Annotated in this window: 17 protein-coding genes and 3 rRNA genes; 2 read left to right on the top strand and 18 right to left on the bottom strand. The window is 58.9% G+C overall.

Going from position 1 to position 22,040, the window contains the following annotated elements:
- Nucleotides 1-15: 15 nt before the first annotated feature.
- The 3 genes from ymfI to MTP40_RS01015 form a co-directional block, all read right to left on the bottom strand.
- Nucleotides 16-921 (bottom strand): elongation factor P 5-aminopentanone reductase, encoded by a 906-nt coding sequence (ymfI, locus tag MTP40_RS01025; RefSeq protein ID WP_207684733.1) that lies wholly within the window; start codon nt 919-921, stop codon nt 16-18.
- Nucleotides 922-1,167: 246 nt separating this feature from the next.
- Nucleotides 1,168-1,656 carry a nucleoside deaminase gene (locus tag MTP40_RS01020; RefSeq protein WP_005930211.1) on the bottom strand — a complete coding sequence of 163 codons (489 nt, stop codon included), beginning with the start codon at nt 1,654-1,656 and terminating at the stop codon, nt 1,168-1,170.
- The gene (locus MTP40_RS01015; protein ID WP_207684732.1) at nt 1,653-2,066 is read right to left on the bottom strand and encodes a CPBP family intramembrane glutamic endopeptidase; all 414 of its coding nucleotides are present in this window, start codon (nt 2,064-2,066) and stop codon (nt 1,653-1,655) included. The genes MTP40_RS01020 and MTP40_RS01015 overlap by 4 nt, the downstream gene beginning before the upstream one ends.
- Before the next feature lie 255 nt (nt 2,067-2,321).
- On the opposite strand from MTP40_RS01015, the gene MTP40_RS01010 reads away from it, so the two are divergent.
- The gene (locus MTP40_RS01010) at nt 2,322-3,176 is read left to right on the top strand and encodes a DegV family protein (RefSeq protein WP_207684731.1); all 855 of its coding nucleotides are present in this window, start codon (nt 2,322-2,324) and stop codon (nt 3,174-3,176) included.
- Between the two features lie 55 nt (nt 3,177-3,231).
- On the opposite strand, the gene MTP40_RS01005 is transcribed toward MTP40_RS01010, so the two are convergent.
- The 12 genes from MTP40_RS01005 to MTP40_RS00950 form a co-directional block, all read right to left on the bottom strand.
- Nucleotides 3,232-3,447 carry a hypothetical protein gene (locus MTP40_RS01005; RefSeq protein ID WP_005930220.1) on the bottom strand — a complete coding sequence of 72 codons (216 nt, stop codon included), beginning with the start codon at nt 3,445-3,447 and terminating at the stop codon, nt 3,232-3,234.
- Between the two features lie 12 nt (nt 3,448-3,459).
- Nucleotides 3,460-3,720 carry a type II toxin-antitoxin system RelE family toxin gene (locus MTP40_RS01000; RefSeq protein WP_156066392.1) on the bottom strand — a complete coding sequence of 87 codons (261 nt, stop codon included), beginning with the start codon at nt 3,718-3,720 and terminating at the stop codon, nt 3,460-3,462.
- Between the two features lie 97 nt (nt 3,721-3,817).
- Nucleotides 3,818-4,591 carry a sulfite exporter TauE/SafE family protein gene (locus MTP40_RS00995; RefSeq protein WP_207684730.1) on the bottom strand — a complete coding sequence of 258 codons (774 nt, stop codon included), beginning with the start codon at nt 4,589-4,591 and terminating at the stop codon, nt 3,818-3,820.
- A 25-nt stretch (nt 4,592-4,616) separates the two neighbouring features.
- Nucleotides 4,617-5,468 carry a serine hydrolase gene (locus MTP40_RS00990; RefSeq protein WP_117476500.1) on the bottom strand — a complete coding sequence of 284 codons (852 nt, stop codon included), beginning with the start codon at nt 5,466-5,468 and terminating at the stop codon, nt 4,617-4,619.
- 151 nt (nt 5,469-5,619) lie between these two features.
- The gene (locus MTP40_RS00985) at nt 5,620-6,618 is read right to left on the bottom strand and encodes a dipeptidase (RefSeq protein WP_117534697.1); all 999 of its coding nucleotides are present in this window, start codon (nt 6,616-6,618) and stop codon (nt 5,620-5,622) included.
- A gap of 179 nt (nt 6,619-6,797) precedes the next feature.
- The gene (locus MTP40_RS00980; RefSeq protein WP_207684729.1) at nt 6,798-7,796 is read right to left on the bottom strand and encodes a C40 family peptidase; all 999 of its coding nucleotides are present in this window, start codon (nt 7,794-7,796) and stop codon (nt 6,798-6,800) included.
- Nucleotides 7,793-11,152, bottom strand: a complete 3,360-nt coding sequence (locus MTP40_RS00975; RefSeq protein ID WP_249259674.1) for a DEAD/DEAH box helicase — start codon at nt 11,150-11,152, stop codon at nt 7,793-7,795. The genes MTP40_RS00980 and MTP40_RS00975 overlap by 4 nt, the downstream gene beginning before the upstream one ends.
- Nucleotides 11,153-11,272: 120 nt before the next feature.
- The gene (locus MTP40_RS00970; protein WP_249259673.1) at nt 11,273-12,028 is read right to left on the bottom strand and encodes a hypothetical protein; all 756 of its coding nucleotides are present in this window, start codon (nt 12,026-12,028) and stop codon (nt 11,273-11,275) included.
- Between the two features lie 144 nt (nt 12,029-12,172).
- On the bottom strand, nt 12,173-12,358 hold the full coding sequence (locus MTP40_RS00965) for a DUF1287 domain-containing protein (RefSeq protein ID WP_342760526.1): 186 nt from the start codon (nt 12,356-12,358) through the stop codon (nt 12,173-12,175).
- A 118-nt stretch (nt 12,359-12,476) separates the two neighbouring features.
- Nucleotides 12,477-12,593, bottom strand: a 5S ribosomal RNA gene (gene rrf, locus MTP40_RS00960).
- A 124-nt stretch (nt 12,594-12,717) separates the two neighbouring features.
- Nucleotides 12,718-15,552 (bottom strand): 23S ribosomal RNA (locus MTP40_RS00955).
- 274 nt (nt 15,553-15,826) lie between these two features.
- Nucleotides 15,827-17,337: ribosomal RNA gene (locus MTP40_RS00950) — 16S ribosomal RNA — on the bottom strand.
- Together the 16S, 23S and 5S rRNA genes form the textbook arrangement of a ribosomal RNA operon.
- Nucleotides 17,338-17,916: 579 nt before the next feature.
- Here MTP40_RS00950 and aroD point away from each other — a divergent pair.
- The gene (gene aroD, locus MTP40_RS00945) at nt 17,917-18,675 is read left to right on the top strand and encodes a type I 3-dehydroquinate dehydratase (protein ID WP_227622901.1); all 759 of its coding nucleotides are present in this window, start codon (nt 17,917-17,919) and stop codon (nt 18,673-18,675) included.
- 57 nt (nt 18,676-18,732) lie between these two features.
- Here the strand turns inward: aroD and MTP40_RS00940 are convergent, their stop codons facing one another.
- From MTP40_RS00940 to atpD, 3 genes are all read right to left on the bottom strand, one after another.
- A complete protein-coding gene (locus MTP40_RS00940; protein WP_249259672.1) occupies nt 18,733-20,073 on the bottom strand; it encodes an MATE family efflux transporter in 1,341 nt (446 codons plus the stop codon).
- A 165-nt stretch (nt 20,074-20,238) separates the two neighbouring features.
- Nucleotides 20,239-20,637 (bottom strand): ATP synthase F1 subunit epsilon, encoded by a 399-nt coding sequence (gene atpC / locus MTP40_RS00935; RefSeq protein WP_005930258.1) that lies wholly within the window; start codon nt 20,635-20,637, stop codon nt 20,239-20,241.
- Between the two features lie 3 nt (nt 20,638-20,640).
- Nucleotides 20,641-22,035: a F0F1 ATP synthase subunit beta gene (atpD, locus tag MTP40_RS00930; protein WP_005930261.1), complete on the bottom strand. Its 1,395-nt coding sequence runs from the start codon at nt 22,033-22,035 to the stop codon at nt 20,641-20,643.
- Between the last annotated feature and the right edge of the window lie 5 nt (nt 22,036-22,040).

Genomic DNA, 22,040 nt, shown 5'->3' with positions numbered 1-22,040 from the left:
CCGCTGCGGGATGGTTCAAATCACCAGGCCGCCGTTCACACCGAACACCTGCCCGGTGATGTAACCGGCGCTTTCGCCTGCCAGGAACACCAGCAGCTGCGCCACCTCGTCCGCGCTGCCCAGGCGGCCCACGGGGGTCTCCTCGGCCAGCGCAGCCTTATCCTCTGCCGTAAAGGCAGCCATCATATCGGTGTCGATGACACCCGGAGCCACGCAGTTCACAGTGATGCCGCTGGGCCCCTCCTCTTTGGCAAGGGCCTTGGTCAGGCCGATCAGGCCCGCCTTGGCAGCGGAGTAATGCACCTCGCAGCTGCCGCCGGTCTGGCCCCACATGCTGCTCACGGTCAGGATGCGGCCCGCCTTGCGGCGGATCATGCCCGGCAGGGCCAACTGGCACAGGTGGAACGCGCCGCTCAGGTTCACGTCCAGCATGTGCTGCCACTCCTCCGGGGTGATATCGGTGAACAGCTTCTGCTGGGCAATGCCCGCGTTGCTCACCAGCACATCCACATGGCCCACGGCCTGCTCCACGGTGTGGAACGCCACCTCACAGCTGGCGCGGGAGGCCACGTCGCACTGGACCGCCAGCAGGCCCGGCAGCGCCTTTTCCAGCGCCGCCGCCGCCTCGGCGTGGGTGTGGTAGAGCACCGCCACCCGGTAGCCCGCCTGCCAGAAGGCGCGGGCCGCCGCGGCTCCGATGCCCCGGTCGCCGCCCGAGATCAGCACGCAGCGCCCATTGGCCGCAGGGGCTGCCGGTTCCGGTACAGCCTCCACCGGTGGTTCCGTTTCCGCAGCCGGTTCTGTTTCCGCGGCCGGTTCCGGCGCAGCTTCCTGCACCGGCTCCTGTTCCGGCGCAGGGGCCCGGGATGCCTCGTCCTCATCGCTCAGGTCAAAGGTCAATTCAAATTCATCATCGTACAAGAGTCAGCCCTCCTGCCGTTTGTTCTCTGCCTGCAAAAAATCCCGCAGGCAGGAAGGTCCCGCCCTCCACCGCACCCATGGGCTGCGCTCTGCTCCTCTTTCCGGTCAAGGCCGGTCCTGCGGCGAGCCCGCTGGTCTGTGCGAGTGGTTTCGACAAGATACCATTAAATAATATAACACAATTCGACGAAAAAAGAAAGTGGGAACCGCCGTCTTTTCACGCAGTTCCCACTTTTTTTCACGTTCTCAGGGGGTCACGGGCGGTTTCCAGCGGGGCTTTGCGGCCCGCTGCTCCCGCAGCCGGAGGAAAAACGCCTGCAGCAGCGCCTGCGCCTCCTCCGCCCGCAGACCGCGTTCCACCACCGGATGGTGGTTGAAGGGCAGGGCGAACAGGTCGGTCACGCTGCCGCAGCATCCGGCCTTGGTATCCGCCGCGCCGTACACCACCCGCCTGATCCGGCTGTTGATGATGCCGCCGCTGCACATGGGGCAGGGCTCCAGCGTAACGAACAGCTCACACTGCCACAGCCGCCAGCCGCCCAGCTTTTTGCAGGCCGCGTCAATGGCCAGCAGCTCGGCGTGGTGGAGGGCGTTTTTCTCGGTCTCGCGGGTGTTGTGGGCAGCAGCGATGATCTCGCCGTTCCGGGCCACCACCGCGCCCACGGGCACTTCGCCCAGCGCGGCGGCCCGTGCGGCCTCCTCCAGCGCCGCGCCCATCAGCTCATAGTCGGTCATCCCAATCCCCTTTCTGCCAGCGCCCGGGCCAGCACCAGCCCATTGTTCAGGATATGCAGCACCACCCCGGGTGCAGGACTGTCGGTCTGCTCTGCGGCCCATCCGAAAATGAGCCCCATGCCCAGCGCGTAGCACTTTTCGGTCAGCGTTCCGTGCAGGGCCGCAAAGAGCACAGCCTGGCAGAGGTTTGCCGGGTGCTCCCCCAGCGGCCGCAGCAGGCGCAGCAGCGCCCCCCGGAACACCAGCTCCTCGGCCAGCGGCAGCACCAGCAGGCTGCGCAGCGTACCGGGCACGCCCTGCGGCAGCTCTGCCGCCCCGCCGGGGACCAGCACACACCAGACCGCCGCCAGCCCGGCCCAGGCCAGTGCCGCGATGCCTGCCGCCCGCAGGCGGCGGTTCCGCTCTGACATCTTCTCCGTCCCCTCTCCGTTTGGGGCCGCGCTGTCCCGCTGCTTCGGGCGCACAGCGCACCGCCCCGCAATGCCTGATGCCCATTGTATCATGTTCCGGCCCGTTTGTGCAAGAAAACGGAGCGGAATTGCGAAAATACGAAGAAATATTGATTCAAACAATTGACATTTCCCGTCGTCTCTGGTATATTCCTATACGACTTTTTGATTGATTTGGTCGGGTTATCCGTTCTTGGCCCCGTTGGAGGTATTACTATGATCCGCATTCTTACCGATTCCGCATCCGACATCCTGCCCGCTGAAGCCGAGCAGCTGGGTGTGACCGTCATCCCCCTGAACGTCACCCTGGAGGACGGCACCGTGCTCCGGGACGGTGTGGACATGACCCCCACCGTGTATTACGGCGTGATGGCCCGCTGCCACAAGCTGCCCACCACCAGCCAGCCCAGCCCCGAGCTGTTCCAGCGCTTCTTCCTTGAGGCGGCTGCCGCCGGGGACGAGGTGGTGGGCATCTTCCTCTCCCATGAGCTGTCCGGCACCTGCCAGTGCGCCCGGCTGGCCGCAGACATGGCCAATGTGGACAATGTCCTCTTTGTGGATTCCGAGAGCGTCTGCCTGGGCGAGAGCCTGCTGGTGCGGCTGGCTGTTCAGCTGCGGGATGCCGGGAAGACTGCCGGGCAGATCGCCGCCACCCTTGAGCACGCCAAGGAGCATCTGCATCTGGTGGCTGTCATCGACGACCTGAAGTATCTGCGCAAGGGCGGCCGCCTGCCCGCCGCCGTGGCCGTGGCCGGTGGGATGCTGGGCATCAAGCCCCTCATCACCATCAAGGAGGGCAAGGTCGTTATGGCGGGCAAGGCCCGGGGCCTGCCCGGCGCTTACGTTGCCCTGTTCAAGAAGATCGAGGAGCTGGGCGGCATCAGCACCTACGTCGACGCGCTGGCCGGCTACACCCTCGCCCCCCGCGAGGTGCAGCCCATCCAGACCTACCTGCAGGAGAATCTGGGCCGGAGCGAGGCCCTTGTGCGCCAGATCGGCTGCGTCATCGGCACCCACGCCGGCCCCGGCGCGTTCGGCCTGGCCTTCCTCGATGAAGGCTTCACCTTCTGATCTTACCCAATCAAAAAGAGGAACTGCTTTCCCGGCAGTTCCTCTTTTTTGTTGGTCATTCGTGTCCGATCTTCGACCAGTCAATTTCTTCGGCATCCACAAAGCCGCTGTCCTTCGCTTCCTCCAGCTGCTTTGCTTCCTCTGTGGTCAGCTTGGTGAAATCCGGATCCCATGCCAGTACCAGCTTTTTGATCAGCTCGTAGGCAAGGTTCTTGTCCGGGTCCGGCAGCATATCGATCATATGTGCTGCATTCATTGCAATTTCAGACATCCTGCCACCTCCTTATTTATAGATATCGCCACGATTCCCGATATCCAGCACCAACAGAATTTCCAGCGCGTTTTCCTCACCGTACCGGTAAAGCACGCGCCAGCTTCCGACCCGAAGCCGCATCGTTCCATCCTTCAGTCCCTGCATCACCTTGATATCACCTGCCGGCGGTTTCAGGGTCAGCCCCTCAATGCCTGCAACGATGCGAAGCACGGACTTTTTGTCCAGCTTGTTCAGGAACTTCATGGCGTTCTTCGAGTAGCGGATCTTCATAACATCATCCTCAGTGCTCGTTTTCTTGCGGGTTTCTGGCCCTATTATAGTCCATTCTCCTGCAAACGTCAATTGTTTTTTGCCGAAGATCCGTTCATTACAGCACCGCGTCCGAGACGATCTTGCCCAGCAGGAGCACCAGCACCACAAGCATCATGGGGCGGATGAATTTTGCGCCGTTCTTGAGGGCGAAGTGGGAGCCCAGCAGGTTGCCCACAATGCCGCTGATGGCACAGGGGATGCCGATGGAGAACACCACCAGCCCGCTGGAAAGATACGTTACAAGGCTGGCGTAGTTGCTGGCAAGGTTGAGCACCTTGGCGTTGCCGCCCGCCGTGCGCAGATCAAAGCCCATCAGGGTGGTAAAGGCAATGATGGCAAAGGTGCCGGTGCCCGGGCCAAAGATGCCGTCGTACAGGCCGATGCCCAGCCCGATGGCAAGGGCCAGCACCGCCTTTTTGGCGTTCAGGGTGCCGTCGTCCCGGTTCTCGTCGGGCAGGTCCCGCCGCCAGAGGATGAGCACCGCCGCCACCGGCAGGATGATGAGCATCATGGTGCGCAGCACCTGATCGCTGAGCAGGAGCACGATGTGGGAGCCCAGCGCGCTGCCTGCAAAGCTGCCCACAGCCGCCAGCAGGCCGACCCGGATGTTCATGGCACCCTTCTGGAAGAACTGCGCCGTGGCAAAGGTGGTGCCGCAGGCCGCGCTGAATTTATTGGTGCCGTAGGTGTAATGCACCGGCAGGCCCGCAAACAGGTAGGCGGGCAGGCTGATCAGACCGCCGCCCCCCGCCGCCGAGTCCACAAAACCCGCAAACCCGGTCATCAGCATCAGAAACAGCAGCATTGGCAATGATAATGTAATTTCCATTCGTTCTACTTTCCCACTCTTTCGTTTACTTCAGATACAGCTTTCCCTCGCAGGCCAGGATCTGATCCAGGATCATCCGGGACACCCGGGCACCATAGACCATTGCGGGGTGGTCGTTGTACTCGATGATGTCATGGAACTCCTTGTTCATCAAAACGATCACATACTCGCCGTAGGGGGTGTGGATGATGCCGCCGTCATTGCGGCAGGCGTTCATGCTGCCGCTCTTGCTGGCCACCCAGATAAGCTCCGGCTCGCCGGTCTCCTCGCAGTCCAGATAGAACTGGGGGAAATCGTGGGTCAGCATGGTGTTGTAGTGCTGCTGGCGGAAGATGCCCAGCATGGCAGCACTGGCTTCCCTGCTGACCAGCGTGCCCTTTGCCACCTGCGCAAACAGGGCGGCGTAGTCCCGGGGCGTGGTGGTGCCCAGCTTGTCGTAGCGGTCAAAGTGGAGGGGATTGTGCAGGACGGTGTGCCCAAAGCCCAATTCCCGGATGCAGGCATTGATGGTGTCCAGCCCCAGGTAATCGATGATCATATTGGTGGCGATGTTGTCCGAGCAGATGATCATCATGGTGGCGGTGTCCTTCACCTTGAGCTTTGCCCCCACGCCCAGGGCCCGGAGCATCCCGGAGCCGTCCACGAACTGGCTGGCTTCGTAGGTGATCTCCTCTTCCAGGTCAGCCCTGCCCCGGCTGGCCTGCAGATACAGCACCGCCAGAATGAATGCCTTGATGGTGGAGGCCGTCTCAAATTCCTCGTCGGCACCGATCTCCACCGTGCTGCCGCGCAGGTCATCCACAAAAACGCTCATCCTGCCCTGATAGGAATAGAGCTCTGCGGCAATGCGCTTTTCCAATGTCATATTCTGATCCATCTGGAATCCCTCAACTTTTCTATACTTTCCGTTATACTTTATCCTTACCGTTAAGACATTATTTTTGTTGATTCTGTTGTTTTTGTTGCATGTGTTCTCTCAACTACAACAAAATCAACAAATTCAACAAATTCTGAGATACCAACGGTGATTACAGGTTGTTTTCAAAGAAACGCTGTGCGTTGCGGAAGAAGATGGCTTCCACCTCATCCTCGGTGAAGCCCTCTTTCCGCAGGGCATCGGCCAGCAGAGGCATTTTGGAGCAGTCGCTCAGTTCCAGCTTGCCGCCGATGCCGTCAAAGTCACTGCCCAGACCGATGATCTCAATGCCGCCCACCTGCTTGAAATGGGCGGCGTGTTTGGCCATCAGGGCCGTGGTGCTGCGGCACAGGTCGGGGCTGGGCTGGTCATCCAGAAAGCCCGCGCAGTAGTTCAGGCCCACCAGACCGCCTTTTTCCGCCATGACCCGGATCATCTCATCGGTCAGGTTGCGGCAGTGGGGGGCCAGGGCGCGGCAGTTGGAGTGGCTGGCCGCAAAGGGGCGGGTGCTGTGCTCCGCAATGTCCCAGAAGCCTTTATCGGACAGGTGGCTCACATCGGCAATGATGTGCAGGCGCTCCATCTCGGCCAGGAACTCAAAGCCCTTCTCCTTCAGGCCGGTCTCGGTGTTGGGCATACAGGGCCAGATGGGGCCGTTGCCGGGCACCACGTTGGGGCTGGCCAGCTCGTTTTCGTGGTTCCAGGTCAGGGTCATCATCCGCACGCCCAGCTCGTACATCCGGCGCAGCACACCCAGACTGCCCTTGCAGCAGCCTGCTTCCTCTATGGTCAGCATTCCGCTGATCTTGCCCGCCTCGGCGTTTTTGCGGATATCCTCGGGGCGGTAGACAGGGGCGATCCTGTCGGAATACCGCTCCATCATCCGCTTGAACACGTCGATCTCTTCCAGCGCCGTCACCAGCGGGTCCGCGCCCGGGGTGGGGTCAGCCAGATTCACAAAGGCAGCAAAGCACTGGAGCATGTAGTCGCCCTTCTCCAGCTTTTCCAGATCGATGTGGCCGTTGTTGTGGGCAAAGGTCTGCCCGTCGCCCCGCATCTCCGCGCGCCGCAGCTCACTCAGGGTGTCACAATGTAGATCAAAAACTTTCATGGATCGTTCTTCCTCCTATAACATCCTCGCCCTCTCAGTCAAAGCCTGACGGCTTTGCCAGCTCCCCCAAAGGGGGAGCCTCTGGCGGTTTCCCGAAACCTTGCGGGGGAATTGCCAGTGCCTCTCCCTTTGGGAGAGGTGGCATCCCGCAGGGATGACGGAGAGGGTGAGTTACTTTATCAGAACACACTCCCCACCGCATACAGACTCTTGACCAGATCTTCCCGGTACAGCGGGTCGGCGGGGTCAAGGCTGTTGATGACCACGCCGCCGCTGGCGGACGCGCCGGTGGAGTGGATGTAGCGGCCCTCGCCAAGGTAAAGGGCGATATGGCCGGGGAAATAGAGGGCATCGCCCCGCTTTTTGTCTGCAAAGGGGATCTGGTGCATGGGCCAGCCCTCCACGATCCTGGCATCCCGGTAGATGAGCACGCCGCACTGCATATAGGCGCTGCTGACAAGGCCGGAACAATCAATGCCACGGCCCGACTTGCCGCCCCAGCGGTACTCGGTGCCCAGATATTTTTTCGCCTGCGCACAGACGGCATCCCGGAACGCTTCCTCGCTGCCGTCGTACCACGCCTGCAGTGCCTGCGGCACCAGCTCCCCGGCGGTGACATTCCGGGCCTCGGCCAGCGCGTCATCAAAGGCCAGCCCCTCCCGCTGGGAGAACACGGCGGTCATCTCAAACCGCACCGGCTCCAGCGCCACGTCCCGGACATAGCCGGTGCGGCCATCCAGCAGGGCAACCCTGGCCCAGCCGGTGTGGGCTTCGGCCTCCTCGGACGGCTCGGGCAGGCGGCAGAGCAGGCAGCCCCGCTCCAGCTCCAGCATCCGCACCCCCTGCACCTTGGGCAGGCTGAGCACATCGGTGGCACGGCCCACCAGCACCAGCGGCTGGGACAGGTAGTCCCGCAGTGTATCCTCATGGACAAATTTCAGCGCATCCTGCCGGACAAAGCCGTGGTAGCCGTAAAAGGTGACCACCTCGGCCACCTCCGGGGAGAGGGGCACTCCCTCGGCAGTCACGCCGCCGGGGGCGGTGCGCACCTGACAGGCCTGACCGTACAGGCCCTCGTCCCCGATGGTGGAAACAAGGCCCGCCTCGCTCTGTTTGGTGGTCTGGGGCAGGTCGTAAATGGTCACGACAGGCCGGGCAAATATGGCGTATTGCATCATTCGGTTCCCTCCAACAAATTCAGCAGCTCCTCCGGCTTCATGCGCAGGATGGCACCATCCGCGCTGCCGGTGACGGTCTCGGCCAGATCCTGCTTGGCCTGCTGCAGCTCCACGATCTTTTCCTCAATGGTGTCCTGGGCGATGAGCTTGTACACCTGCACCGGGTTCTGCTGGCCGATGCGGTAGGCACGGTCGGTGGCCTGATTCTGGGCTGCCACGTTCCACCACGGGTCGTAGTGGATGACGATATCGGCGGCGGTCAGGTTCAGGCCGGTGCCGCCTGCCCGCAGGGAGATCAGGAACACGCTGGCCTCGCCGCCGTTGAAGCGGCGCACCAGCTCGGCACGCACCGGCTTGGGGGTGGAGCCCTGCAGGGTGAAGTGGCTCACACCCTCTGCGTCCAGCCGCTTGGCCAGCAGCTCAAGCATGGAGGTGAACTGGCTGAACAGCAGGATGCGGTGCCCACTCTCCACGGCACTGGTGACCAGCTCAATGCAGGCATCCAGCTTGGCGCTGCCGCCTGTCCAGTTGTCGGCAATGAGCCGGGGGTCGCAGCAGATCTCCCGCAGCCGCATGAGGACGGCGAACACCGCCATCTTGTCCTCGGGCTTGGCGGCCCGCAGCTTCTCCCGGGCATCCACCACGGCGGCAAGGTAGAGCTTGCGCTGCTCCTCCTCCAGCTCGATGCGGTAGACATTCTCTGTCTTGGGGGGCAGCTCCTTCAGCACCTCGGACTTCATCCGGCGCAGGATGAACGGCCCGGTGAGCTGGTTCAGCCGCCGCACCGCCGCCGGGTCATTTTCCTGCGTGATGGGCTTTTCAAACCGGCTGCAGAAGCTCTTGTAGGGCGGCAGGTAGCCCGGCATCAGGAAGGAGAAGATGCTCCACAGCTCGCCCAGGCGGTTCTCCACGGGGGTGCCGGTCAGTGCAAAACGGACACGGCTGTTCACCCCGCACACCGCCTTGTATTTCTGGGTGGTGTGGTTCTTGATGGCCTGGGCCTCGTCCAGGATGCAGGCGTAGAATTTCTGGTTCTCGTACAGGGTCTCGTCGCGGCGGAGCAGGTCGTAGCTGGTCACCACCACGTCGGCCCCGTCCCACTGCTCAGCCAGCTGGGCCCGGTGGGCGGCGTCCCCGTCCACCACAACGCAGTTCAGCTCCGGCGTGAACTTCTGGCATTCCTCGGCCCAGTTCAGCACCAGCGAGGCCGGGCAGACGATGAGGCTGGGCAGGGGGTTCCCGCCCTGCTCCCGGAGGGCCAGCAGATAGCTGAGCACCTGCACCGTCTTGCCCAGACCCATATCATCCGCAAGGATGCCGCCCATGCCGTAGCCATCCAGCGTGCGGAGCCAGCGGTAGCCGTCCCGCTGGTATTTTCGCAAAACTTTTTGTAGAGACGTGGGCGGTGTATACTCGCTGTCCTTCACCGCGTGGAAGCTCCGGCTGAGCTGGCGGAAGGCATCGTCCCGGTTGAAGCGGATGCCGTTCTGCCCCGAAAGCGCCCAGTCCAGACTGGGGGCCCGGTACAGGGGCAGCCGGGCGTGGGCCTGGCCCAGTTTGGCCCCGGAAAGCTCCAGCGTCTCGTTCAGCTCGTCCAGCGCCTCCATGGAATCGTCCAGCCGGAGCAGACGGCCATCGCGCAGGCGGTGGTAGCGCTTTTTCTGGTGGAGCGATTTCAGCAGGGCTTTCAGCTCCCCCACCGGGAACTCCCCCGTGTCCACCTCCAGGTCGAGCACGCTGCCGTGCACCGACACCCCCACCGAGATCTTCGGCGGTGCGGCCTGCATACTGCGGAAGGCATCGGTCAGGTAGACCTCGCCCTCGGCCAGCAGGGCCGGGATGCCCTCATCGAGGAAGCGGTAGACTTCATCCTCCTCATAGGCATCGTAGTGGGCGGCAAGGCCGTTGCCCATGGTGTCCGGCCCCGGCTCCAGGTACCGCCCCAGCAGCCGCCCGGCCCGCTGTTCGGCACGGGCATCCCGCAGCAGACCGGCAGGCCCCGGTTCCTCCGGTGTGACGCGGTCCTCGCCGTACAAAAATTCAAGGTGCGCCCGCACCGTTTCCCGCGTGGGCGCGTCAAGGTAAAACTGCACCACCGGCTCCAGCGGAATCTGGTTCAGCAGCAGGCGTTCGGGGTCCTCAATGGTCACCCTGCTGCCCAGCTCCGGCAGGACGTAGCTGCAAAAGGCGGTGGCATCCCCGGTGGTAAAGAACAGGCTCTTGCCGCACAATGCCTCAAGGGCGGGCCGCATCCGGGCGCTTTCGGCCCGGTCCAGCTGCCAAATCGTATCCTCACTGTATAAATAGTCGTTGTCTAAACCCGTTTTCCATCCCAACGCGGGGGTCACGGACACCTCCACGCCGCCCCGGCGCTTTTCCACCCGCATGGTCAGGGCCGGGATGCCGGTCTTGAGGGTGTAGCCGCCCAGATTGCCGGTGGGGGCATAGAGGGCCACCAGACCGTCAAAGATCTCGCCGTTCAGCGGGATGCCCCCGGCAGGCCCGCTGCGGGGCGCATTGCCGTAGCTGCGCAGGGCCGCCTCGGCTCCTTCCTTTGCGCTGAGCTGCCGCCGCAGCAGGCGGAGCAGCTGCTGTGCCTCCGGGGCAAAGGCCTCCCAGCTGTGCTGGAATTCCAGCGTCTTGCCGTAACTGATGAAACCGTGCTTCTCCACGGCCCGCAGCAGGTCCGGGATGCTCTTTACCACATACTGCCGCCCGCCGTCTGCCGAGATGCGCAGCCGCAGCCAGGGCAGCTCCCCGGGCAGCAGGGTCAGCTCCGGCTCCAGCTCTGCGGAGTGGGGGCGCAGCTCTGCGTGGCCGGTCCCGCCGTCCACCTCGGCCAGTGCTCCCTCCTGATAGGCCCGGAGCAGCCGCCGTGCCTCGTAGTCAGATTCCGGTTCCTCGCCCCGCCACTTCTTGCCGAACAGCATTTCCAGGCTGGAGGCATAGCTGTCCTTGCGGGGCGGCTCCTCAGGCTGGGGCGTTTGCAGGTTGGCCGTGCCCCGCACCACGCCCGGGATGCTCTCCGGGCTCTCCGAGGACTTCTGCGGCGCTCTGCCGGAAAGGCCCTGACTCTCGCTGTCCCACATCAGCAGCGCGCCGATGTGCTTGCAGCAGGGCCCCTCGCCGTTTTCGTTGTAAGGGCAGGAGCAGCTGGCGCTGACAAAGCTGCCATTTTCCCGCAGCCAGACCTGGGTCTGGTACAGGCTCCGCCCGCCGCCGCGCACGTCGGCGCTCAGGTGGCGCACGCCGTTCCCGGCCACTTCGCAGTTCAGATCCTGTATCCGGTCCGTGTAGGCTTTGGCCCGCGCGAATACCGTGCCGCCCAGCAGGTAGCGGATCTCTTCCATGTCCATCCGGGGTCTCCCTCCCTCTGCAATGCTCTATTGGTTAAGCATACCGCACCGGCGGGCGGGATGCAAGGCTTTTGCAGAAAAAATCCGCCGCCTCTTTTGCAGGGACAGCGGAAGGAAGCCTTATGTATAAATCTGATAGATATTTTCAATTTGATACGGGTCACTCAGCAACACCCTGCCATCCGACAACACCGTAAGTTCATCCCCTACCGCAAGGTCTTCCAGCTTTGCTTGCTTTCCACTTTTTGTCCGCAGCTTTTCTGAAACCTTGTGGAACGCATATAGCTTCCCGTTTTTTTCTTCCGCCATCAGAAAATCATTTTTCTCGTCAATTGCAGTGACGGTAACTGCCGTATAGGTGCTGACTGACGCTAGAATTTCCTCGATTTCCTGATAAACTGCCTTTCCTCCCGGAAAAACGTATGCCTTTTTCCCGTTGACCAAACAGATTCGGCTGTCCGCATAAAACGCAAGCCAGACCTTCGCCTCGTCGTCGCCGCCGAATTGAAGGACCACATCCTGCCCACCCGCATCGAAGGTATCCTGATTGATGCAGGGCAGGTAGAGTTTCTTTCCTAGATATTCTTCGAGCGCCTGATACAGCTCCGTCGAAGCATCGGTCTGGAGATCGTTCATCTCCACATCGCCCCGGAACGAATTCAGGTTCATTTCCGCCACGGCAAGCGTATCGCTTTCCCGGATGGGCTTGGTAATCTTCTGCACCCGGTACACTGCAAGGGAGCCGAATGCCACGCACAGAAACAGCATCACCCCGGCAGCCGCCAGAATGCGCTTGTGCTTTTTGCTCACTTTCACCGAAAAAAGAACGCCCACAAAGCACACTGCCATTGGCAGCAGACACATGACCCAGTCCATCGTTTCATCTCCCTCGCGGTAGTTTCTTTCATTATACCGGAAGCCGTGCAAAAGTGCAACAAACGCGCACTGATATTCCGACATAAACACAGCGGCCCCGCTTACGCTGGTTTTCCCAGCGCGGTGGAGCCGCTTTTTATGCCGTTATTGGGAGATACGGTAATGTCCCACAATGTCCGTTCGCTTTTCCAGAATGTCCTGTTCGTAAGCAGTCTGCCACGGATCGTTATGATGGATCACATAGGGCACACCGTCCCAGTTCCGCCGATCAGAAACGATGCCGATATGCTTTTCAAAGATCACGATGTCACCGCCCTGCCACTGCTCCACATCTCACGGCACATTCCTCCCTTTGTATAGAACACGAATCCGAATGTTATTTCAGTGCACTTCGTCAAATTTACGAAACAAAAAACGCCTCAGGAAAAATCCTGAAGCGTTCTGTTCAAGTCGGCGACTACCTATTTTCACGCGCCGTTTCCAGCGAACTATCTTGGGCACGAGTGAGCTTAACTTCTGTGTTCGGAATGGGAACAGGTGGAACCTCACCGTCATCGTCACCGACCAATATGACTGGTTCAGTATAACATTTCTGTTTTACTTTGTCCAGTGTTTTTAGAAGGACGTGCCTTCAAAACTGAATAATCACTGCTAACATTTTATCATTGACTTGAGAATTCAAGCGAATTGTGGTCAAGCCCTCGATCTATTAGTACACACTTGCTGAATGGATCGCTCCACTTACACATCGTGCCTATCAACCTCGTAGTCTACAAGGGATCTTACCTGATTGAATCAGTGGGATATCTTATCTTTGGGTCGGCTTCACGCTTAGATGCTTTCAGCGTTTATCCGATCCGTACGTAGTTGCCCAGCTATGCTCCTGGCGGAACAACTGGTGCGCCAGAGGTACGTCCGTCCCGGTCCTCTCGTACTAGGGACAGCTCCCATCAAATATCCTGCGCCCACGACAGATAGGGACCGAACTGTCTCACGACGTTCTGAACCCAGCTCGCGTACCGCTTTAATTGGCGAACAGCCAAACCCTTGGGACCGAATACAGCCCCAGGATGCGATGAGCCGACATCGAGGTGCCAAACCTCCCCGTCGATGTGGACTCTTGGGGGAGATCAGCCTGTTATCCCCAGGGTAACTTTTATCCGTTGAGCGATGGCATTTCCACTCACATACCACCGGATCACTAACTCCAACTTTCGTTACTGCTCGACCCGTCAGTCTCGCAGTTAGGCTCGCTTCTGCGTTTGCACTCTTTTGCTTGATTTCCGTTCAAGCTGAGCGAACCTTTGAACGCCTCCGTTACTCTTTAGGAGGCGACCGCCCCAGTCAAACTGCCCACCTAACAATGTCCCCCGACTCGATTCAGAGCCGCAGGTTAGAATTCCAATATCGCAAGGATGGTATCCCAACGGCCTCTCCGCCAAAGCCAAAGCCTTGGTTTCCAAGAGTCCCATCTATCCTGTGCATGCAACATCGAAACCCAATATTAGGCTACAGTAAAGCTCCATGGGGTCTTTCCGTCTTGTCGCGGGTAACCGGCATCTTCACCGGTACTACAATTTCGCCGGGCGGGCTGTTGAGACAGTGCCCAAATCATTACGCCTTTCATGCGGGTCAGAACTTACCTGACAAGGAATTTCGCTACCTTAGGACCGTTATAGTTACGGCCGCCGTTCACTGGGGCTTCGATTCAATGCTTGCACATCTCCTCTTAACCTTCCAGCACCGGGCAGGCGTCAGCTCGTATACGTCATCTTTCGATTTAGCACAAACCTGTGTTTTTGGTAAACAGTTGCTTGGGCCGATTCTCTGCGGCTCCATCTCTGGAGCACCCCTTCTCCCGAAGTTACGGGGTCAATTTGCCGAGTTCCTTAACAACCCTTCTCCCGTTGGCCTTAGAATCTTCTTCCTACCTACCTGTGTCGGTTTGCGGTACGGGCACCTCAGAAATACACACAGCTTTTCTCGCCATCTTCCATCTCAGACTTCGGTACTAATTTCCCTCGATCTCTACCGGAACCAACACCCGGCTCTGAGACTTCATATGTGTCCCTGTGCTTAACTCTTTTGGTGGTGACGGAATCTCTACCGTCTGTGCATCGGCTACGCCTTTCGGCCTCACCTTAGCTCCCGACTAACCTGGAGCGGACGAACCTTCCTCCAGAAACCTGAGGCTTTCGGCCATGCAGATTCTCACTGCATTCGCGCTACTCATTCCGGCATTCTCACTTCTATACACTCCACAGCCGCTTGCGCTACTGTTTCTCCGCGTATACAACGCTCCCCTACCCAATACATTACTGTATTGCCTAAGCTTCGGTGTCAGGTTTAGCCCCGTTAAATTCTCCGCGCAAAGACGCTCGACCAGTGAGCTATTACGCACTCTTTGAATGAGTGGCTGCTTCTGAGCCAACATCCTGGTTGTCTGCGTATCTTCACATCGTTTTCCACTTAACCTGACTTTGGGACCTTAGCTGTAGATCTGGGCTGTTTCCCTTTTGACAATGACATTTATCTGACACTGTCTGACTCCCAAGCATCAATACTCTGGCATTCTGAGTTTGATAAGCTTCGCTAACCTCTCGGCCGCTAGGCTATTCAGTGCTTTACCTCCAGGTATCTAACTTGAGGCTAGTCCTAAAACTATTTCGGGGAGAACCAGCTATCTCCGGGTTCGATTGGAATTTCTCCGCTACCCACAGTTCATCCGCCGCCTTTTCAACGGAGGTCGGTTCGGTCCTCCATGGAATTTTACTTCCACTTCAACCTGACCATGGGTAGGTCACCCGGTTTCGGGCCCATTATATGCAACTTAACGCCCTTTTCAAACTCGCTTTCGCTTCGGCTCCAGACCTTAAGTCCTTAACCTTGCTGCATACAATCGCTCGCCGGACCGTTCTACAAAAAGTACCCTATCACACTTTGACGTGCTCTAGGTGCTTGTAGGCACAGGGTTTCAGGTTCTATTTCACTCCCCTCCCGGGGTGCTTTTCACCTTTCCTTCACAGTACTATACGCTATCGGTCACTGGGTAGTATTTAGGGTTGGAGGGTGGTCCCCCCGTATTCCGACCAGGTTTCACGTGTCTGGCCGTACTCTGGATCCTGCGCAGCTCTCTCCGTTTTCACCTACGTGGTTCTCACACTCTCTGACCGGCCTTCCCATGCCGTTCGGTTAACAGATTGAGTCTTAAAAGCAGTCCGTACCCCGAAAGTATTTCTACTCTCGGTTTGCCCTCTTCCGCGTTCGCTCGCCACTACTTACGGAATCTCGTTTGATGTCTCTTCCTCGCCCTACTTAGATGTTTCAGTTCAGGCGGTTCCCTCAATACACCTATTTTAAATTTCAGTGTATTGTACCTGAGTATGAACCCAGGTGAGTTTCCTCATTCAGAGATCTCCGGATCAATGCTTATTTGCAGCTCCCCGAAGCTTATCGCAGCTTATCACGTCTTTCATCGGCTCCCAGTGCCAAGGCATTCGCCCTGCGCCCTTGTTCGCTTGACCATTCAAACTATTCTCTTTCGAGAATGGCTTGTATTTCCTCTTGATTCTCTTTTGCCAACGAAGATTATTGTTACCCTTCCTTTTGAAATTGCAATATTTCTTAAAAGAACTTACTATAATCTTTGTTTCGCAGTTATTATTCAGTTTTCAAGGTACGTCTTTGAGTGTCCTTTTCAGGGCCCTCAAAATCGAACAATATCTACTCTGCTTGTATCTGTCACCTGTTCCAGATGTCGACCATCTTCGATGTTCTTCCATCTGCCTGACTCCTTAGAAAGGAGGTGATCCAGCCGCAGGTTCTCCTACGGCTACCTTGTTACGACTTCACCCCAATCACCAGTTTTACCTTCGGCGGCGTCCTCCTTGCGGTTAGACTACCGACTTCGGGTCCCCCCGGCTCTCATGGTGTGACGGGCGGTGTGTACAAGGCCCGGGAACGTATTCACCGTGGCATGCTGATCCACGATTACTAGCAATTCCGACTTCGTGCAGGCGAGTTGCAGCCTGCAGTCCGAACTGGGACGTTGTTTCTGAGTTTTGCTCCACCTCGCGGTCTTGCTTCTCTTTGTTTAACGCCATTGTAGTACGTGTGTAGCCCAAGTCATAAAGGGCATGATGATTTGACGTCATCCCCACCTTCCTCCGTTTTGTCAACGGCAGTCCTGCCAGAGTCCTCTTGCGTAGTAACTGACAGTAAGGGTTGCGCTCGTTGCGGGACTTAACCCAACATCTCACGACACGAGCTGACGACAACCATGCACCACCTGTCTCTGCGTCCCGAAGGAAAATACTGTTTCCAGCATCGTCGCAGGATGTCAAGACTTGGTAAGGTTCTTCGCGTTGCGTCGAATTAAACCACATACTCCACTGCTTGTGCGGGCCCCCGTCAATTCCTTTGAGTTTCAACCTTGCGGTCGTACTCCCCAGGTGGATTACTTATTGTGTTAACTGCGGCACTGAAGGGGTCAATCCTCCAACACCTAGTAATCATCGTTTACGGTGTGGACTACCAGGGTATCTAATCCTGTTTGCTACCCACACTTTCGAGCCTCAGCGTCAGTTGGTGCCCAGTAGGCCGCCTTCGCCACTGGTGTTCCTCCCGATATCTACGCATTCCACCGCTACACCGGGAATTCCGCCTACCTCTGCACTACTCAAGAAAAACAGTTTTGAAAGCAGTTTATGGGTTGAGCCCATAGATTTCACTTCCAACTTGTCTTCCCGCCTGCGCTCCCTTTACACCCAGTAATTCCGGACAACGCTTGTGACCTACGTTTTACCGCGGCTGCTGGCACGTAGTTAGCCGTCACTTCCTTGTTGAGTACCGTCATTATCTTCCTCAACAACAGGAGTTTACAATCCGAAGACCTTCTTCCTCCACGCGGCGTCGCTGCATCAGGGTTTCCCCCATTGTGCAATATTCCCCACTGCTGCCTCCCGTAGGAGTCTGGGCCGTGTCTCAGTCCCAATGTGGCCGTTCAACCTCTCAGTCCGGCTACCGATCGTCGCCTTGGTGGGCCATTACCTCACCAACTAGCTAATCGGACGCGAGGCCATCTCAAAGCGGATTGCTCCTTTTCCCTCTGGTCGATGCCGACCCGTGGGCTTATGCGGTATTAGCAGTCGTTTCCAACTGTTGTCCCCCTCTTTGAGGCAGGTTCCTCACGCGTTACTCACCCGTTCGCCACTCGCTCGAGAAAGCAAGCTCTCTCTCGCTCGTTCGACTTGCATGTGTTATGCGCGCCGCCAGCGTTCGTCCTGAGCCAGGATCAAACTCTTTATAAATGATATTTATCACTTAAAAAGTGTTAAATCTTGTTTCGCTCAGCACGCAATCGCTTGCGTCCTGTGTGAATTACTTTGTTTGGAATTGTTTAACGTGTTTTTCCAACACGAAAATAGGTTCCGTTACAAGTTTTTCGATATTGTTCAATTTTCAAGGTCCTGTGCGCCTCAACCTTAGCGGCTGACGACTTGATTATTTTACCACAGAAGTGATTTTTTGTCAAGCTTTATTTTTGAGAAGCTTTTGAAGTTTTGCGAACTTGGAGCACTTTAAGTTTCTCGGTATCAGCCGGAACTTTTCAGCGTCTATTGGTTCTTTTCAAGGGCTTCCTGCCGAGCTTTCAGAAGTCATTCTTTTGTCTCAGCGCTTGGCGCTCAAGTATAATACCACACCCCGGTGCTCTTGTCAACACTTTCTGACATCTTTTTTCCAAATTCTTTGCGCAAGGCAAAAATCCCCCTGTTTTTCTCTTATTATAATAGCCGCCTTTTCTTGACAAGGCGGCGGGCAGAACGTATCATGGAGTCATCCCGTATCCTGTATGAGATAGCTATACTTTAATATAAAGGAGAAGCGCCATGTCCTGTGTTCCTGTCCGCGGCTGCCGTATCGGCGAAGGCCGCCCCAAAGTCATTCTGCCCATCGTAGAGCGCACCGAGGCTGCGATCCTGGAAAAGGCCGCTGTGTTTTCCACACTGTGCGCCGATTGTGTGGAATGGCGTGTCGATCTGTTTGAAGCAGCCGCTGACCCCGGGGCAGTGGTGCACTGCCTGGCGAAGCTGCGGGTCCTCTTAAAGGAAAAGCTGCTGCTTGTGACCCTGCGCACGAAGGAAGAGGGCGGCAGCATACCGGTCAGCCATGAGGGATATCTCCGTTTTCTCCGCACGGTTCTGGATACCGATTGCGCTGACCTCATTGATATTGAGTTCTTCACCGCGGGTGCAGACCTACCCGCGCTGGTTCAGGACGCGCACACCGCCGGGGTCAAGGTCGTGTGCTCCAACCACGACTTTGCCAAGACCCCGCCCAAGGCCGAGATGCTCTCCCGGATGGTGGCCATGCAGCAGGCGGGGGCCGACCTGCCCAAGCTGGCCGTGATGCCCCAGAGCCGTGCCGATGTGCTGGAGCTGCTGGCCGCCACCGCCGAGATGACCGACCACCACCCTGAAACGCCCGTCATTACCATGAGCATGGGCCCACTGGGTGCCGTGAGCCGCCTTTGCGGCGAGGCCTTTGGCTCTGCCATGACCTTTGCCAATCCCGGCACGGCCAGCGCCCCCGGTCAGGTAGGGCTGGATGTGGTCAACGCTGTGCTGGACAGCCTGCGGCTCAACTGATCTATCAATACACAGCGCCCCCGGAGAGCGATCTGCCTTCCGGGGGCGCTTTCTGTTTTATTCTGTTTCCATTTCCCGCGCGATCTTCTGAAAGCAGAAGTACGGGATCACGGTTCCGGCCACAAAGGAGGCAGGCCAGCCAAGCCAGACCACATCCAGATTCTGCATTCCCCATGCGCCCACAGCCACCACCGCAATTTTTGTAATGAGCTGCATCACGCCGCCCATCAGTGCCTGATTTGCCCTGTCAATGCCGCGGAGCACCTGCTGATACACCTGCATCACACCGGCCAGGATCCCCGGCACCGCCGTGATCAGCAGAAACCGCTGCACCACAGTCAGGATCTCCGCAGACGGTTCTGCGAGGAACAGCCCCGCCATCTGGCGGCCGCAGAGCAGCAGAAACACTCCCAGCACGGTGCTGACCACCAGAGACAGCTGCAGGGAGGCCCGTACCCCTTGCCGGATGCGCTGCGGCTTGCCGGCTCCGTGGTTCTGGGAGGCATAGACGCTGAGGGAGGAACCGATGGTCTCCACCGGCATCAGGGCCAGCGTTCCGATGCGGCTGGCGGCAGTGTAGGCCGCCATGGTGGCCTCGCCGAACAGATTGACGGCACTCTGTGCCACCAGATTGCCCAGATTGTTGAAGGCAGACTGCACCGCAATGGGAATGGCCAGCACCGTGATCTGCCGCAGCAGCTTTCCATGGAGCCGGAGGTCCTGCCGCCGCATCCGCATCATGGGATATTTGCGGAACAGCAGCACCGCCGCCACCACCGCCGACAGGGCCTGCGCCAGTGCCGTGGCCCAGGCAGACCCGGCCACTCCCCAGCGGAACACAGCCACAAACAGCACATCCAGGCCAATATTGCTCAGAACGGAGACGATCAGGCAGTACAGCGCTGTCCGGCTGTCTCCCAGCCCCCGGAATGCACTGGAAAACAAATAATACATCAGGGGGCAGATCATGGTGATGAAACTGATCTCCAGATAAGCGGTGGCTTCCTGCAGGGGGCCTTCCGGGGTCCCCATCCACCGCAGGATGGTACCGGAGAAGGTCAGGCCCAGAACCATCATCCCTGCCGACAGGAACAGCCCCAGATACAGGCTGTTCACAAAGGCCCTCCGCATCAGCTCCTCGTTCTTTTGGCCAAAGTACCGGCTGATGATAATCCCCACGCCCACATTGATGCCGATCATCAGAGCTGCCAGCAGCAGGATCACCGGCATGGTGCTACCCACCGCCGCAAGAGCTGTCTGACCGAGATACCGCCCCACCACGATGCTGTCGGTGATGGAGTAGACCTGATTCAACAGGTTGCCCATCAATGTAGGAAAGGTAAAGGCCCACAGCAGGGAGATCGGCTTTCCCTCTGTCATATCCAGATTTTTCTTCATGCACATCCTCCTTTGCATCAAAAAAGCTCCTTCAGAATGCCCGCAAGCACGTAACCCCGGTTTCAGGGGGGTCCCTGTTTGCAGCACTCCAAAGGAGCCTTTGTTGATTTGATTTTTCTGATACCAGAATACCACAGCGGCGCTGATTTGTCCAGCGCTCCGGGGTCAGTGGACAGAGGTGCGGACGAGGGCGCGCTTGAGGCGGGCCTGGGCCAGCTCATATTCGCGCTCATCCAGGTCCTTCCGGGCCAGGATCTCTTCGGCGCGCTTCTTGGAGGCCTCGGCGCGGGCCTGGTCGATCTCCTCGGCCCACTCCCAGGTGGTAGCGACCAGATGGACATCCCCGTTCAGCACGGTGAGCATCCCGCCCATGCAGGCGGCGCGGCGGCGCTGGCCGTCCGCGTCCACGATATGGGCTTCGCCCATACCCAGCGCGGTGCAGTAATCACCATGCTTTGCCAGAATGGCAAGGTCGCCGTCGATGGCACGGCAGACCACCCGTTCCGCCTGACCGTCAAAGGCACAGCCGTCCGGCGTGACCACCGTCAGATGAAAGGTCGTCATGGTTTACCCTTTCTTCGCCTTGGCGAACACATCGTCGATGGTGCCCGCGAACAGGAAGGCGCTCTCGGGCAGGTCATCGCACTCGCCGTTCAGGATCATCCTGAAGCCGCGCAGGGTCTCCTTCAGCGGCACATACTGACCGGGCATACCGGTGAACTGCTCCGCAACATGGAAGCTCTGGCTCAGGAAGCGCTGCACCTTGCGGGCGCGGCTGACGGTCAGCTTGTCCTCTTCGCTCAGTTCGTCCATACCCATGATGGCAATGATATCCTGCAGCTCCTTGTAGCGCTGCAGCACCTTCTGGACATCGCGGGCGATCTCGTAGTGCTCCTGACCCACGACCTCGGGGCTGAGGATCCGGCTCGTGGAATCCAGCGGGTCCACAGCGGGGTAGATGCCCTGAGATGCAATGTCACGGCTCAGGACCGTGGTGGCATCCAGATGGGTGAAGGTGGTGGCAGGGGCCGGGTCGGTCAGGTCGTCGGCGGGAACGTAGACAGCCTGCACCGAGGTGATGGAACCCTTGCGGGTGGAGGTGATGCGCTCCTGCAGAGCGCCCATCTCAGTGGCCAGGGTGGGCTGGTAACCCACGGCAGAGGGCATACGGCCCAGCAGAGCCGAAACCTCAGAGCCTGCCTGCGTGAAACGGAAGATGTTATCGATGAAGAGCAGCACGTCCTGATTCTTGACATCGCGGAAGTACTCCGCCATGGTCAGGCCGGACAGAGCCACGCGCATACGGGCTCCGGGAGGCTCGTTCATCTGGCCGTAGACCAGAGCGGTCTTGTTGATAACGCCGCTCTCGGTCATTTCACCGTACAGGTCGTTGCCCTCGCGGGTGCGCTCGCCAACGCCGGTGAACACCGAGTAGCCGTTGTGCTCGGTGGCAATGTTATAGATCAGCTCCTGGATCAGGACGGTCTTGCCGACACCGGCACCGCCGAACAGACCGATCTTGCCGCCCTTTGCGTAGGGGCAGATCAGGTCAACGACCTTGATGCCGGTCTCCAGGATCTCTGTGGTGGACTGCTGCTCCTCATAGCTGGGGGCAGGGCGGTGGATGGGCCAGTAGGCCTCCGGGGTGGGGGCAGGCTTGTTGTCCACCGGCTCACCCAGCAGGTTGAACACGCGGCCCAGGCACTGGTCACCCACAGGCACCCGGATGGACTCGCCGGTGTCCACGGCATCCGTGCCGCGCACCAGGCCATCGGTGCTGCTCATGGCAATGCAGCGGGCCACATTGTCGCCGGTGAGCTGAGCGACCTCCACCACCAGCTTCTGGCCGTGGTTGTCGATCTCAATGGCGTTGAGCAGGTCCGGCAGCTCGCCATCCTTGAACTGGATGTCCAGCACCGGGCCGATGACCTGGATCACCTTGCCGATGTGTTTTTCGGACATAGGCT

It is taken from the genome of Faecalibacterium sp. IP-3-29 (genome assembly GCF_023347335.1).
In the GTDB taxonomy this organism is placed as follows: Bacteria; Bacillota; Clostridia; order Oscillospirales; family Ruminococcaceae; genus Faecalibacterium; species Faecalibacterium duncaniae.
Note: the sequence above shows the minus strand (reverse complement) of the source record. Positions and strands in the feature narration are given on the sequence as shown.

What these genes read in the sequence shown, in the direction of transcription:
- aroD (WP_227622901.1), top strand. Translation starts at nt 17,917, where the DNA reads ATGTCCTGTGTTCCTGTCCGCGGCTGCCGTATCGGCGAAGGCCGCCCC.
- MTP40_RS00985 (WP_117534697.1), bottom strand. Translation starts at nt 6,618, where the DNA reads ATGAAAGTTTTTGATCTACATTGTGACACCCTGAGTGAGCTGCGGCGC.
- MTP40_RS01010 (WP_207684731.1), top strand. Translation starts at nt 2,322, where the DNA reads ATGATCCGCATTCTTACCGATTCCGCATCCGACATCCTGCCCGCTGAA.
- MTP40_RS01000 (WP_156066392.1), bottom strand. Translation starts at nt 3,720, where the DNA reads ATGAAGATCCGCTACTCGAAGAACGCCATGAAGTTCCTGAACAAGCTG.
- MTP40_RS00975 (WP_249259674.1), bottom strand. Translation starts at nt 11,152, where the DNA reads ATGGACATGGAAGAGATCCGCTACCTGCTGGGCGGCACGGTATTCGCG.
- MTP40_RS00980 (WP_207684729.1), bottom strand. Translation starts at nt 7,796, where the DNA reads ATGATGCAATACGCCATATTTGCCCGGCCTGTCGTGACCATTTACGAC.
- MTP40_RS00995 (WP_207684730.1), bottom strand. Translation starts at nt 4,591, where the DNA reads ATGGAAATTACATTATCATTGCCAATGCTGCTGTTTCTGATGCTGATG.
- atpC (WP_005930258.1), bottom strand. Translation starts at nt 20,637, where the DNA reads ATGACGACCTTTCATCTGACGGTGGTCACGCCGGACGGCTGTGCCTTT.
- MTP40_RS01005 (WP_005930220.1), bottom strand. Translation starts at nt 3,447, where the DNA reads ATGTCTGAAATTGCAATGAATGCAGCACATATGATCGATATGCTGCCG.
- MTP40_RS00990 (WP_117476500.1), bottom strand. Translation starts at nt 5,468, where the DNA reads ATGGATCAGAATATGACATTGGAAAAGCGCATTGCCGCAGAGCTCTAT.
- MTP40_RS00940 (WP_249259672.1), bottom strand. Translation starts at nt 20,073, where the DNA reads ATGAAGAAAAATCTGGATATGACAGAGGGAAAGCCGATCTCCCTGCTG.
- MTP40_RS00970 (WP_249259673.1), bottom strand. Translation starts at nt 12,028, where the DNA reads ATGGACTGGGTCATGTGTCTGCTGCCAATGGCAGTGTGCTTTGTGGGC.
- atpD (WP_005930261.1), bottom strand. Translation starts at nt 22,035, where the DNA reads ATGTCCGAAAAACACATCGGCAAGGTGATCCAGGTCATCGGCCCGGTG.
- MTP40_RS01015 (WP_207684732.1), bottom strand. Translation starts at nt 2,066, where the DNA reads ATGTCAGAGCGGAACCGCCGCCTGCGGGCGGCAGGCATCGCGGCACTG.
- MTP40_RS01020 (WP_005930211.1), bottom strand. Translation starts at nt 1,656, where the DNA reads ATGACCGACTATGAGCTGATGGGCGCGGCGCTGGAGGAGGCCGCACGG.